Annotated in this window: 11 protein-coding genes, 2 tRNA genes and 2 pseudogenes; 5 read left to right on the forward strand and 10 right to left on the reverse strand. The window is 46.9% G+C overall.

From position 1 onward, the window contains the following. Positions 1 to 20: 20 nt before the first annotated feature. Together M3089_RS13855 and M3089_RS13860 are read left to right on the forward strand one after the other, a co-directional pair. Positions 21 to 1,013, forward strand: a complete 993-nt coding sequence (locus tag M3089_RS13855) for a hypothetical protein (RefSeq protein WP_178264697.1) — start codon at positions 21 to 23, stop codon at positions 1,011 to 1,013. 110 nt (positions 1,014 to 1,123) lie between these two features. Beyond that, entirely contained in the window at positions 1,124 to 3,409 is a 2,286-nt protein-coding gene (locus M3089_RS13860) for a glycoside hydrolase family 3 C-terminal domain-containing protein (RefSeq protein ID WP_394802293.1), read from the forward strand. An 831-nt stretch (positions 3,410 to 4,240) separates the two neighbouring features. On the opposite strand, the pseudogene M3089_RS13865 reads toward M3089_RS13860, so the two are convergent. The 7 genes and pseudogenes from M3089_RS13865 to M3089_RS13895 all read right to left on the reverse strand — a co-directional run. Next, a pseudogene (locus tag M3089_RS13865) lies at positions 4,241 to 4,408 on the reverse strand (hypothetical protein); the annotation flags it as partial. A 318-nt stretch (positions 4,409 to 4,726) separates the two neighbouring features. Then, positions 4,727 to 5,173 (reverse strand): annotated as a pseudogene (locus M3089_RS13870) (transposase); the annotation flags it as partial. 414 nt (positions 5,174 to 5,587) lie between these two features. Then, positions 5,588 to 6,574, reverse strand: coding sequence for an IS1595 family transposase (locus M3089_RS13875; protein WP_249084732.1), 987 nt, complete (start codon positions 6,572 to 6,574; stop codon positions 5,588 to 5,590). A 210-nt stretch (positions 6,575 to 6,784) separates the two neighbouring features. Further along, on the reverse strand, positions 6,785 to 7,435 hold the full coding sequence (locus M3089_RS13880; RefSeq protein ID WP_249084734.1) for a hypothetical protein: 651 nt from the start codon (positions 7,433 to 7,435) through the stop codon (positions 6,785 to 6,787). A gap of 2 nt (positions 7,436 to 7,437) precedes the next feature. Next, entirely contained in the window at positions 7,438 to 8,373 is a 936-nt protein-coding gene (locus tag M3089_RS13885; protein ID WP_249084736.1) for a relaxase/mobilization nuclease domain-containing protein, read from the reverse strand. A gap of 9 nt (positions 8,374 to 8,382) precedes the next feature. Continuing rightward, a complete protein-coding gene (locus M3089_RS13890) occupies positions 8,383 to 8,748 on the reverse strand; it encodes a MobC family plasmid mobilization relaxosome protein (RefSeq protein ID WP_178264693.1) in 366 nt (121 codons plus the stop codon). Positions 8,749 to 8,929: 181 nt separating this feature from the next. Then, the gene (locus M3089_RS13895) at positions 8,930 to 9,361 is read right to left on the reverse strand and encodes a DUF3408 domain-containing protein (RefSeq protein WP_178264692.1); all 432 of its coding nucleotides are present in this window, start codon (positions 9,359 to 9,361) and stop codon (positions 8,930 to 8,932) included. 525 nt (positions 9,362 to 9,886) lie between these two features. On the opposite strand from M3089_RS13895, the gene M3089_RS13900 reads away from it, so the two are divergent. Continuing rightward, positions 9,887 to 10,198, forward strand: coding sequence for a helix-turn-helix domain-containing protein (locus tag M3089_RS13900; protein WP_178264690.1), 312 nt, complete (start codon positions 9,887 to 9,889; stop codon positions 10,196 to 10,198). Between the two features lie 48 nt (positions 10,199 to 10,246). Continuing rightward, positions 10,247 to 10,549, forward strand: coding sequence for a helix-turn-helix domain-containing protein (locus tag M3089_RS13905; RefSeq protein ID WP_178264689.1), 303 nt, complete (start codon positions 10,247 to 10,249; stop codon positions 10,547 to 10,549). A gap of 96 nt (positions 10,550 to 10,645) precedes the next feature. On the opposite strand, the gene M3089_RS13910 is transcribed toward M3089_RS13905, so the two are convergent. The 3 genes from M3089_RS13910 to M3089_RS13920 all read right to left on the reverse strand — a co-directional run bounded on the left by M3089_RS13910 (position 10,646) and on the right by M3089_RS13920 (position 12,575). Further along, complete coding sequence (locus M3089_RS13910) at positions 10,646 to 11,020, reverse strand: transporter (RefSeq protein ID WP_249084738.1); 375 nt, start codon at positions 11,018 to 11,020, stop codon at positions 10,646 to 10,648. 5 nt (positions 11,021 to 11,025) lie between these two features. After that, on the reverse strand, positions 11,026 to 12,258 hold the full coding sequence (locus tag M3089_RS13915; RefSeq protein ID WP_249084740.1) for a site-specific integrase: 1,233 nt from the start codon (positions 12,256 to 12,258) through the stop codon (positions 11,026 to 11,028). Positions 12,259 to 12,502: 244 nt separating this feature from the next. Beyond that, positions 12,503 to 12,575 (reverse strand) — tRNA-Phe (locus M3089_RS13920). 120 nt (positions 12,576 to 12,695) lie between these two features. On the opposite strand from M3089_RS13920, the gene M3089_RS13925 reads away from it, so the two are divergent. Beyond that, positions 12,696 to 12,768, forward strand: a tRNA-Pro gene (locus M3089_RS13925). Positions 12,769 to 12,946: the final 178 nt, after the last annotated feature.

The raw sequence follows: 12,946 nt of genomic DNA on the forward strand, positions 1-12,946 counted from the left end.
GATTAACAGATTGAATGAAAATGAAAAAGACATTATATAAATTGGTAACGGCAATGGTTGTCCTCTCCATGGGAATGTTTTGCTCCTGCTCTGAAGACAACGAAGGGTTCATCACGGCCACCGAGGATGATTTTCCGCAAATACTCCTTCCGTGGTTCGGCGATTGGGAAAACGGTGAACCGGCCGTTTACAAGACCATTTCACGCGATGCGGAATTGGTTGATTCAGCCGTAGTGACCCCTGCCCTCTACACCACTGTAGAGTGGCTCATCGACGACGAGAAAGTCTGTGAAGGCACTAAAATACAACTATCACCGCTTTTGGCTGGAGAATATATCTTGAAGATTGTCGCTACCACGACAAAGGGGAAACAAACGTCCCGAACGGGCAAACTTGTCGTTTTGGCGCTTGACGGCGACCCGACTCCCAGTGACGCCACAAGCGACCGTAAGGTTGTTCCGGGCATGACGGCGAAATTACATGGCACCAATATGGACAAAGTAGTGAAAATAACCATCGGTGACAAGGAAGCGGCTGCTACTTTCGTTCCCAATAACGGCTATGACTATGTGGAATACACTGTACCAAGCGACCTTGCTCTCGGCACATACCGCATAACTCTTACTGATAGCGATGGCAATGTTTATGGCGGCGATAAGATTGAAGTCTGCGAAGAACTTCCTGTCTCGGAAGAAACGCTTTGGGAAGGCTCGTTCAATGTAACATGGGATACACCGTTCACTCTTCTCCAGACGCAGTTTAAAGATTTGGTAAAGAGCGGCGATATAGTCCGTGCGTATGTTACCGGTGAGGGACAGGGCACCATGACTACCGCCTGGTGGAACAATATCCTTACAGGAAAAGGTGATCCCGAGCGTGGTGATATTGCGATTAGTGGATCTATGGTTCTGGAGTTTGCGCTTACCGACTACTCTATAGAGCTCATGAACGAACAGGATGGAGCCATTTTTGTTGGCGACGGCTACACGATTACAAAGATTACTAAAGAGTAACATCACGTTATTTTAGATTTGTCATATTCTATGTGTGAATACAAGCCGTTGCCAATTATAAAGTGCAACGGCTTGCTTTTCTGGCTTATGTTGACAACAAATTGAAAATCATGAAAAAAATTCTTTTCCTTTTTTTTATGTTTGGTGCGCTGACCTTAAGTGCTGCCGACAACGATGATATTGAGTCAATGGTGGAAACGCTTTTGAACAAGATGACCCTTGAAGAGAAAATTCGCCTGAGTTATGCACAATCAAAATTCTCAAGTCCGGGTGTGGCGCGTTTAGGCGTCCCTGAACTTTATTGCAGCGACGGGCCTCATGGTGTCAGGATGGAAATATGCTGGAATAGCTGGGACCATGCCGGATGGACCAATGATTCGTGTACGGCTTTTCCCGCCCTGACCTGCCTTGCTGCCACATGGCAACCGGAGCTGGCTTACCTTTATGGACGAATGGTAGGTGAAGAGGCCCGTTATCGCAAAAAGAATGTTTTGCTGGGCCCCGGCGTCAATCTGTACCGCACGCCACTTAATGGTCGCAACTTTGAATATATGGGAGAGGATCCGTATCTTGTTTCGCGGATGTGCGTACCTTATATTCAAGGGCTTCAATCTAATGGCGTGGCATGCTGTCTGAAACACTACGCGCTTAACGAACAGGAAACATTCCGCGACCACGTGGACGTGCGGGTTTCCGACCGCGCCTTGTACGAACTTTATCTGCGCCCATTCCATGCGGCTGTAGTCGAAGGAGGCGCATGGAGCGTAATGGGCAGTTACAATCAATATCTTAATCAACATGCGACTCATAACGCCCGTTTGATTAACGATATTCTGAAGAAAGAGTGGGGATTTGACGGAGCCGTGATTACTGACTGGGGGGCCGCACATAACACGGATGAGGCCATTTTTAACGGCCTTGACCTTGAAATGGGCAGCTTCACTGACGGTCTTTCTGCAGAAGCACCTATAAATTCGTATGATGACTACTATCTCGGAAGGGCCTATCTTGAGAAATGCCGCAGAGGCGAGGTTCCTGACTCTGTTGTCAATGACAAGGCAAGGCGCATGCTCCGCCTTATAGTGCGCACGGCCATGTCCGGCAATCACGGCTTTGGTTCAATGAATTCCCCCGAACACGTCGCTGCTGCGCGTAAGATAGCTCAGGAAGGCATAGTACTGTTGAAAAACAATGGTATTCTTCCTCTTGATCTTAAAGACAATATGAAAATTTTAGTGGTGGGCGAAAATGCAACCCGCAGCTTATGTGCGGGCGGAGGCTCAAGCGAACTAAAGCCTCGCGATGAAGTGTCGCCACTGCGTGGCATTAAGGAGCGGTTCGGATACAAATGTACCATAGAGTATGTGAAAGGCTATGTTTCAGGACGCGCGATGTATGGTAAAGTAGATGCTTTGTCGCAATCCCTTTATGATTCGCTCCGCAATGAAGCCGTTGAAAAAGCAAAAACGGCCGATTATGTCATCTATATCGGTGGGCTGAATAAAAATCATAATCAAGACTGCGAGGGCGGTGACCGCGAATCTTACCAACTTCCTTTCGGACAAGACCGGCTTATAACCGAACTGCTTGCCGCCAACAGCAACACGGTATTGGTGATTGTGAGCGGAAACGCATACGATATGCCTTGGCTCGACAAGGCGCAGGCTCTGGTGCAGTCGTGGTATCTCGGAAGCGAGGCCGGACATGCTTTGGCTGATATTATTTCCGGAGACGTGTGTCCATCCGGAAAACTTCCGTTTTCATTCGCTTACAAACTCAATGACTATCCTGCCCACAAAATGGGTGCCGTAGGTTATCCCGGAGTGTCGCCCGACAAGCTGCCGCAACCTTTTGGCGGTGAAGAGGGAAAGCCGCTGAATTCCGCCCGGTTGCTGAAAGCTGCCGTTGAGGGTTGGAAAGGTATAGATTTCTGTACTGTACCGGGAGACGGAACAAAGAAGAATGAAACAGAAATATATGGCGAAGACATCCTTTTAGGCTATCGCTGGTTTGACTATTTTAAAACGAAAGTGCGCTTTCCCTTTGGCTTCGGTTTGAGTTATACTACATTCAGCTACGGTAAACCAACGATTAGCGGGCGCACGGTAACGGTGCCGGTACGTAACAGCGGAAATGTCGCAGGACAGGAAGTTGTGCAATTCTATGTTAGTGACGACAAGGCTTCGGTAATCCGCCCGGTAAAGGAACTTAAACATTTCGAAAAAGTTGAGCTTGAACCTGGAGAAACCAAATTGGTCTCTTATACCATTGACGACGATGATTTGAAATATTTTGACGAGGAGAGGCATGAATGGGTAGCTGAACGCGGCGCGTTCACTATTTATGTGGGCTCATCGGCAGCTGACATTCATGGCAAGGTGAAGTTTAATTATTAATAGTTTCTGTAATGAGGCTTGTCACCAAAAAATAATGATTGTCGTGTTTTGTATTAATATGACTTGTGCACAACGGCATTGGAACAACGGATGAAACATCTCCAAACAGTATGAGCTAGGCTGAATGCGTGGCTCAGTTGCGGAGCGTTTATATATTGGGATTATTTGTTCAAAACTACAATTTAACGCAATATTAGAAAACAATGTGAAGAAATGGCGTGATATTTTGTAGGAATGAAAATTTCATTACCTTTTGCATCGTCAAAGAGATGATGATAGAAATTATCGAAATAAGATAAAGGCTTCATATAGTCTAATTCGATGGTTTCAATGATTTTCAGATATATCAAGACGCTATGTGTTAAGTTTTACGAACAGGAAAATAAAGGAATATTTCGGACTGTTTTATTGGTGGAAGTGCAACGCTCGCTTCGACGGCAATGAAAGGCCATCGAAGCGGGACGTTAACTTTGCATCGGAAAAATGAGTAGCTTCTCAAAAGGACAATTCGGGAAAAAGTAAAGAGGAAAACACTTCATACGGTTTGCCCGTGCAAGGACGGTTCGCATATTCTATGCAGCGGTAACGTTTCCGGAAACCGGTCATAAAGGGAATGATGCAGACATGAAAGCCATCAGCCGGATGGTCTGTATGGAGGCGCAAGAAAGCCTACGGTTCGACCGGAAAAGTTGGATGCTTTTGGCGAGGAAAAACCAGAGTGTCCTGTCCTCCAAAAGAGAAAGACGGAAGCGCAACCGCATAGCCGCCGGTTCTGTCTCGCCGATGAGGGAATGAAATGGGAAAAGGCAGAAAGGTAATATCCGGCATTCCTTAAAGCGGAACGGACACCTTCATGTGAACGGAATAATTAATGACAAATTCCTCGTTATCACGGATACCGTTTACTTGTTCGCAAATCAAAGTGCCGAAAAAGTTTACCGCTACACAACCATTCTTGACAGTTGCCGGTTCTGTATCGTCATCATCCGCATGGTGAAGATGATACCAAGTCTTGCCTTACGGCAGCGTTTCCATGGAAATTCTCAAGTTTATAAACTCGCCATCAACGGTCAATCCGTCCTCTAACACCAGACACATTGGTCTTACGTCCTCTTTTTTATAATCATATAACATAAGCAGTATATTTATAAAGGTTAGTCAAAAATCAATACATCATCACGGCTTCTTACCACTTCCTTGCTGTTTATCAGTCTCACGACAATTTCCCTTGCCGTAATCCCATACCACTTCTCCATCCGTATATCCCTTATGCGGCTCCAGCAGCGTACAACTACAGTCGATGATGGTCTCGTTCTCATATCCGTACATACACTTGCCCTTGGCCGCCCATCCTTTCATCGTCCTGTGGCTGTGAGCGCGCTTTATATTGCATGACTTCAATGGAGTGGAGCCGATAATGGATATTCCCGTACATTTCCCCAATACGCATGTCTGGAGGAACAGCAAAAGATGCTGTCCCACCTTGACCTGGCGTTCGATGAACCAGTTGTATGACAAGCGGTGTGGAAACTCCGCGCACATGTGGTTACAGACGTAACCGAGATAGAACGACTTGAGGTCGCGGTGGCGCATGGTATGGAAAAGTACGAGGATTATCATCACCTCGCTGTCGGACATGAGGCACGGGAGATTGCGACGACGTTTGCCTGATGTGTCCAGCGTGTGTTTTTTCAGTTTGGGGGCAAAATATTTGCAGAACTCATCGAGAATACAGAAAATTTCTATTATATTTGCACCAGTCATGTGGAATGAGTATTTTTATGTAACTTATTGATTGTCAACTATAAAGATACTAAAAAGATCTCATTCCCACAACTTTTTCAAAGTTTTTTATACCTGTTCACGTAGTATTATGACATTGTGGTCATCGTGGGCTTTTCTTTGCTTGTGCCGCTTCTGAAATGGGCTTACGACATCAAACCGGAAGCCGTTTCCAAAACAAGGTAACGGCAAAATCCCTAAAAAACCGGTAATGATTTGGCGGTATGGGATAAAAAAAGTATACTTTGCAAGTATAAAAGAGTTGTTTGAAGCTATGAGGTAAACCGCAGCAGGTCAGAGCATTCTGAATGTCGCTAAATCGTTACCTAAAATCATATACTCCTCAATTCCATTCTGTGTATCAATCAGATACAGCTTTTTTAAGGCTTTAGTTAATTATACCGTTGCAAACTTGACATTATAATGGTTCATGGAAAGTCCAAGCAGTTCATCTGCCTGGTCATTGCAGAACTTCAGCACGGTCTCTTTCACCTTGAACCAGTTGAGATAGTCCTGCATGTACTTCGTGGCGACGCCCCAAAATGTCCCGTTAAGCCATTTCTTGAGCCTGTTGTGCAGTGAATTGACGTGCTGGATATGGAAAAATCCCCTCTTGACGTGCCGGCCAAGGTCTGCCCTGATTACGACATGTTCAATATGGTTGTCCATTGCATATCCCTTGTAGCTGACATGGCCGTCCGAACACAGCACCGTCCCTTGGGGCAGAGGAGTGCGCAGGCTTTCCGTGATTTCCTTCTTTGTCAGCCGTCCATAGCCACAAAATGTCATGTTGAGGTCGTTCTTCCTGTCGGCAGTCACTATGACAGTAGCCTTGTCCTTGGATATGCCCTTGCCTTTTGTCCCTCCACCACGCTTGCGGGGCTTGCGCTTCAGGTGGCGGCAGCCTTTATCGGACTTGTCAAAGAACGTCTCGTCGCTTTCGGTTATTCCGGAGAACGAGCTGCCCTCGTCCTGCTTCAGGGAACGCAATATCTTGTGCCGCCAGTCGAAAGCTGTCTTCTTGTTGATGTGCAGGGCGGCGGATATCTTGTCAAGGGACTTCTGTTCGGACATCAGTTGCATGTATGCCTTCACAAGCCCTTTCTTGTGGAGCTTCTGCTGCCACGTGCCGGTATATTCGGTGAAAGTCCTGCCGCAATCCTTGCACTTGAAGCGTTGCGTTCCGTGGTCCTTGCCGAAACGGTAGTAGCGGTTGCTTCCACAATGAGGACAGCAGCCCTGTTTTCCCAACGAGGCAGACAAACGAGAGCTTTCCGGGACTGTCGCCTCGCACTGATTGCCAACACTCAATGCCTGCAACAAAGATTGCCGTTCTGTCTCTGACAAAGACTGGGCGGCTGACAATATTTCATTATATGTCATGATAACCTCCTTTTAAAAAGATATATGCAATTAATATGCCACTTTACAACGCCTTGTTAAACTAGAGCCCTTTTTTAATTATCCTGCGCAAAGATAGTGATACTCACCAAAATCATTCAGGTTTTGATAAGAAATTACTCTTATGATTGAAATTCGAGTATTGCTGTTTCCTTATGGAGGTCGTATCGGTCGTTTTATGCGTGCCATATTTTACTTTTGGATTTGTTCCACTTTCAATTTCTCCTGTATCAAACTATCGGAAACAGCCTTCAAATCCCTGTCATAACCATCAGCTTCTTGGCTCAGCCATTCAATGGTCTTCTCGTCACGCCGGATGTCGAATACGTCATTCAGCCAAAGGATGGTCTTTGCGTCACAACCACCCCATGAACGGATGACGCGGAACTTCAAGGCATCGTCTGCATACTGGCGTTTGGATTTCCAAAGCTTGATGTTGCCCCAGATGGAAAGACTGCACACGACACCCATGCCGACCAAAAGAGAAAAGACCTTGCTCGACCTGATGTCGAAACAATGGCGGTAGATATGCTCCTGCGGCTCGCCTTTCCGCTCTTCCGAACTTCTGACAAACAATTCTTTCAAGTCACGCAACAGGCGCAGAATTTTGTTTGATGCGTAAACCTCCGCCTCCCCGAACTTGGTCAGCATGGCTTTCGTCTGTGCATGATGCTCCTTTGCAGAACTATCGAACAACTCTTTTATGGGAGCCAAATCCATTGCAGGAACTTGCTCCCTTGATTGGTCGTTACTTACTTTTGGAGCGTTCTCCAATTTGTCATTGATGCCCTTCAAGCCATTCCTGATGTCTTCGAAGAGCGCATAAACTTCGTTATTATCCATATTTAGAATCTTATTTTACGTTGTTTCTTTTTCTTGTCTCTACGTTTTAGCTGTTCCTCAAAATGGTTCTCGTCCGCTTGGGGGTTTGTATTGTCAGGCATGAACAGGCCGATGGAGCCGCTGTACAATTCATTGCAGCCGCTTGGCTCGGGTTGGGGTGTCAAGTATTCTGTAACCTGATTGTGCATCACCCTTTGCCGTTCCTCATGTCGGTTGGCGTTCAATGCTGCGTCTATTTTGGAGTAGCTGAACCGCCTGTCAATTTTGGAACCGCTGAACGAGTAGCCGTTCTTGGAGAATACGACACCTTGCACCTCGTCCGAACTGCCCTTGTATTTGAACCGCACTTCCACGCCTTGTTTTTCCATATTAACCATTAATTGCCACCAGTTTCCACACCTTGCAACTTCAGATTTAAGGATGGAATATAGCTCGTATTTGGTCTTGTCCGGCTCTTTCAGGCGGTGGCGTTTCACCTGTTCCTTGCTGTCGGCGAAGTACAGTCTGTACTTCCGTGTCAGTTCCTTGCAGATGCGGGTGCTGCGTATCCGTTCGTTCCGGTCGCTGATTGTCCTGCCATCGTTGGCGATGCGGTTGAAGGCGATATGTACATGCGGATGCTCCTTGTCGAAGTGGCGCACGATAAGGAATTGCGTATCGGTTATTCCCATTTTCTTCAGGTATTCCAACGCTATTCCTGCCATTTCACGGTCGGTAAGACGGTGCTCATCCTCCTTGGAAAAGGCCAATGCGATGTGTCCGACAGGCTTCGTCACTTTCGAATTCATCCTTGCCTGTGCTTCGAAACTGCCCGCTATTGTTCCCTTGCTATCGGCAAACAAGCCGTCACAGACAAGGATTTTAGCACCCTTTTCCTTGTCAAGAATGTAGCTTACCACACCCTTGAAGTTGCTTCCTTTGATGATTTTAGCAATCATATTCAATTATCATAAAAGGATTAGGTTAAGCACTTCCTCGATACGTGCGACCAGTACACGGCATTCCTGTCTCACGTTGGCGAAGCCAGCCGCGTTCGCCTTGTGCGCAAGCTGGTTCAGGTTGTTCGCCATGCCGCATAACTGGCGGATGTAACCCGTATGCTCCGGCGTAAGCCGCTCTTTCACCTGTCCGCCCCTCATGCATCCGCGCAGGAACTCCCCGGCGGAGATGCCCGCACTCCGTACCTTGCCTTTCAGCATATAGTAGTCCGATGTCGCCATCTTCACCGTGAGGCGGTATTTCAGCTTGTCAGCCGCTCCCTTCTTGGGACGGCCTCCCTTGTTCTTTCTATCAAATTTCTTTTTCTGTTCCATTGATTTCTACTGATTAGAATGTGATTACCTATTAGACCAACGGGATGCGGCTTCCACGGAGTTTGGGAGTGGGAGCAGGAGGTTTCGGTATGCCCGAAACACAAACTTGCTCCCCTCAAAACTCCGTTGGACAGGTTCAGAGTAACCCCAAACTACATCCCGTCAATTCGTCTCTTAATTCTCAGAGTTTACGCCATGCCTCGATGTCCTCACCGTAGATGGCAAGATGCTGCCGAGCGATGTTCTCCACCAGTCCAGACACGCTCATCTTGCGTTCACCGAACATGCGGACGATACGGTCGAGGGCATCGCGCGTGCTGCGGCTGAGGAACACGGGCTTGCGGTCTTCTATGGACGGAACAGGAAGAAAGGTTTCCTTGTATTCCTCCAACGATGCCCGGCGTTGCTTACCGCTGATGCGGCGTACCGCCTGTGGAGTTTCGTCTGTCTGTTCAGGTATGGGTACATTAGCCGTTTCCTGTACAACCACGCTTGTCTGCCCCTGCGTGGCGGCAGGCTGCGGTTCTAACCTCGGTGTTTCCTTGCTTGATAGGTTTCCCAAAAATGTTTGCAATGTTGCATCCATTGACTGACTGCTTACGTTCTTTTTCATACTTGTTTGAATTAAATGTTTAACAATAGTGGTCACAGTGCGCACATTTGACCGATTATCGACCGCAAAGAAAGCGGATACATTACAGGTCGTCAAACGATTGGGTTCGGTATGGCAATATTGTACAGGTTTGCATCATACGCATTAGGTTGACGGTGGACATTGCGCCGATTTGCCATCAAGATGAGTCCGTAAGGGATATGGCATCAGTCTGGATGTCATACAGGATGAAGTCCGGGGTAATGTCGGTTGCCCTGATAGCCGCTTGGAGATTTGAAGAACGCCAGAGGCTACCAGACCGACGCCAAATGCTGCCACGCAGGTATGAAGTGATTGGATTAAGCCGGGTTTCGCTTTCCTTTGTATCGCGGACGCTTGGAACAGCCGTTACAGGTCGGCGGACAACGCCACTCCCTACCACTTGCTGCCACAAGCTGCCGCCTAATTGCAAAGCCATTGTTTAATGCAGACACTGGTTTTACTTTGCAGACGAAACGGATTATTAACAACAAAAACAAGATAAAAATGAACATAGTGATTATCTCGAAAGAAAAGTATGAGGAAATGGTCGGCAAGCTCAACCTATTGTCCGACCGGGTGAATGAAATCATTGGTAAGCGCGAAAAAGGGAAACTCAGCCGCTGGATGGACAATCAGGATGTCTGCCAGCAGTTGCGCATCAGTCCCCGCACCTTGCAGACGCTCCGCGACAACGGGACACTGGCTTACTCGCAAATCGGGCACAAGATTTTCTACAAGCCGGAGGACATTCAAAGTATTGTCCGGCTCGTGGAGGACAGGCGCAAGGATGCCGCATGGCGTGGCAGAACCATTTGACAAGTAGAATTTAACGTACCACTAAATCCATTGTAAATACTGCAATTTATGAATGAGTTGATTTTTGCCGACCAAGAACTGGAAGTCGGCTTCATAGAAAAGTTGGATGTCCTGCTGGAAGGCATCGAGAGAATGGGCGCAAGTTGTAAGACTTTGCCAAGTAACGAACAGTTCCTGACTGACAAGGAGGTTTCGGCATGGCTCAAGGTGAGCCGCCGCACCTTGCAAGACTACCGCAACAACGGGATGATTGCCTACTACCAGTTGGGCGGCAAAATCCTGTACAAGGAATCAGACATCGAAAAGATGGTGATGAGCGGGTATCGGAACGCCTACCGCTTGGAAACGTGATATGACACGTGTAAAACAGAGCAAGCCGATGGCCGGGCAGTTATCCTGTCGCCATCGGCTTACTCTTTACAGAAAGGTCATTTTGCTTGCTTCATCCTAACACGTACATCGTGGATGGGTATTGGATAGCGAAAAGAACAAATGGACGGGATTCCCGCTATAGGCTGAACAGAGTTTGTCCATGATGAAACGTCTGAAAGCCATACATTCCTTAGTCCGCAGCCGGAAGGTAACGGCTATTACCATTTCAAGGCTGTACACATCATAGCTTATCCCGTTGTCCTGTTTGATATAGCGCATGGTATCGTTTTCCAACAACTCCTTATTTTTATAAATGGTTCGTATAACCCTGCGAATATCGCAACAGAGCACATTGAACGCATCGCACATTTCTTGCTGTGTCATCCAAACGGGAACGGTCGGAATTATGACCGCCCCGTTTTCATTGATTGTAATGATTTCCCTGTCCATAACTCTTACCTTGTATTAGAAAGTACATTCCGTACATTAGTCATATCACGCAAAATGGAACTGTCCAATACACGGGCATAGTGTTGTGTCATTTTTATATTGGAGTGGCCGAGCATCTTAGCTACATTCTCTATGCTCACACCATTGGCGAGGCAGACCGAGGTCGCATACGAGTGCCGCGCGGCGTGAGTGGTTAAATTCTTCTTTATCAGGCATAAATCGGCTATCTCTTTCAGGTAACTGTTCATCTTCTGGTTGCATGGAACAGGCAGCAATACATTTCTCTTTTGGCAAATGGGATGGTCGGCATATTTGCGGAGAATTTCCAAAGGAATGTCAAGTAAAGGGATATTGCACATGTTCTTTGTCTTTTGCCGTGTCTTGCGAATCCACAGGTTGCCATTCGCATCTTCTACGATGTGTTCGGGAGAAAGTTGCTGTACGTCAATGAACGCCAACCCGGTGAACGCTGCAAAGATGAAGACATCGCGCACGATTCGGATGCGTTCCAATGGAAAATCCTTGTGATAGATAGTCAAAAGTTCGTCCATCGTCAGGAACTCACGTACAACCTCTTTCTCATGGAACTTGATGCCGACAAATGGGTCTTTGGTAATCCATTCATTGGCTAATGCCAAATTGGTAATCTTCTTCAGGCACTTCATGTAACGGATGACGGTGTTCTGTTGGCAGGATTTTTCTGTTTTGAGGTAAAACTCAAAGGCACGGACCAACTCACCGTTGACTTCCGTCAGCGGTAAATCCTCCTTCCCGTATTTCAGCTTGATAAGTTCTGCGAGATAGCGTTTGCAGCTTTCATAACGGCGGACGGTAATCAGCGCATAGTCTTTTCCCACAAGCGCACGGCATTGGTCATTGTGTTCCTGCATCGTGCCGATGAGGGTGCGGATTTCTTTCGGCTCTTTATCCTGCCCAAAGAATTTTTCCTGCAACAGACGTGCGGTAATGGGTTGCCGTTGTTCCTCCAATTCATTAAAGATTCGGTGGAGCTTGATTTTGGCATCCTCGATGTAGGCATTCAAGTCGCACGACTTGCGGTTTTTCCCACGGGCACATTCCTTTGCCTGATTCCACGAAGCAGGGTCAATGCTCTTGCGGATGTTGGTTTCTACTCGCGCACCGTTTACCGTGATGCGCATACATACGGAGGCTTCTCCATTTTTCAACAGTTTGGCTTTCTTGATGAAGAAAAGCACATTGAACGAATTTCTTTTCATTTTTCCTACAGTTTTTAGTGGGACAAAAGTAGGAAACCATCCGCATTTTCTTGATACGCAAAACATTGCAAATCAGCGAGAAAGAATCCAGTTCGGTGAAGATGTTCGCTCCACCTTTTCTGCTCCACCTTTTGGAACACCGGAAGCGGTCATATTCCGCTCTTTTTTACGTCTTGCGGGAAAACAAAAACTCCCGATTTCGCTTGGAAATCAGGAGTTTACTGCTATTTGCTTTTCTTCAAAGTGGTGCCACCAGGAATCGAACCGGGGACACAAGGATTTTCAGTCCTTTGCTCTACCAACTGAGCTATGGCACCAATAATTTCTTGTTTGCGGGTGCAAAGGTATGATTTTTTTTCGGTTTAGGCAAATTTTTATCGAAAAAATTGCTCGTATTTCGAAAAAATGCTGTACCTTTGCACTCGCTTTTAGGGCATCGGGATGTAGCGCAGTTGGTAGCGCACTACGTTCGGGACGTAGGGGTCGGGCGTTCGAGTCGCCTCATCCCGACAAAAGGCGGAATACGGAAGTAATCGTGTTTCGCCTTTTTCTTTTTATTCGTTGTTGTTTTCCATCGTGCGTTTTGGGGCTAGTCGGTTTTTCGAGTGGCGATTTCTATAGATTTGCAATGCGGAATAGTAATAACTTTTTGTTTTATAATGTTCTTGTTGGTCTTTTGTAGGGTCAT

It is taken from the genome of Marseilla massiliensis, from assembly GCF_023336985.1.
Taxonomy (GTDB): domain Bacteria; phylum Bacteroidota; class Bacteroidia; order Bacteroidales; family Bacteroidaceae; genus Prevotella; species Prevotella intestinigallinarum.

What these genes read in the sequence shown, in the direction of transcription:
- M3089_RS13855 (WP_178264697.1), top strand. Translation starts at nt 21, where the DNA reads ATGAAAAAGACATTATATAAATTGGTAACGGCAATGGTTGTCCTCTCC.
- M3089_RS13860 (WP_394802293.1), top strand. Translation starts at nt 1,124, where the DNA reads ATGAAAAAAATTCTTTTCCTTTTTTTTATGTTTGGTGCGCTGACCTTA.
- M3089_RS13875 (WP_249084732.1), bottom strand. Translation starts at nt 6,574, where the DNA reads ATGACATATAATGAAATATTGTCAGCCGCCCAGTCTTTGTCAGAGACA.
- M3089_RS13880 (WP_249084734.1), bottom strand. Translation starts at nt 7,435, where the DNA reads ATGGATAATAACGAAGTTTATGCGCTCTTCGAAGACATCAGGAATGGC.
- M3089_RS13885 (WP_249084736.1), bottom strand. Translation starts at nt 8,373, where the DNA reads ATGATTGCTAAAATCATCAAAGGAAGCAACTTCAAGGGTGTGGTAAGC.
- M3089_RS13890 (WP_178264693.1), bottom strand. Translation starts at nt 8,748, where the DNA reads ATGGAACAGAAAAAGAAATTTGATAGAAAGAACAAGGGAGGCCGTCCC.
- M3089_RS13895 (WP_178264692.1), bottom strand. Translation starts at nt 9,361, where the DNA reads ATGAAAAAGAACGTAAGCAGTCAGTCAATGGATGCAACATTGCAAACA.
- M3089_RS13900 (WP_178264690.1), top strand. Translation starts at nt 9,887, where the DNA reads ATGAACATAGTGATTATCTCGAAAGAAAAGTATGAGGAAATGGTCGGC.
- M3089_RS13905 (WP_178264689.1), top strand. Translation starts at nt 10,247, where the DNA reads ATGAATGAGTTGATTTTTGCCGACCAAGAACTGGAAGTCGGCTTCATA.
- M3089_RS13910 (WP_249084738.1), bottom strand. Translation starts at nt 11,020, where the DNA reads ATGGACAGGGAAATCATTACAATCAATGAAAACGGGGCGGTCATAATT.
- M3089_RS13915 (WP_249084740.1), bottom strand. Translation starts at nt 12,258, where the DNA reads ATGAAAAGAAATTCGTTCAATGTGCTTTTCTTCATCAAGAAAGCCAAA.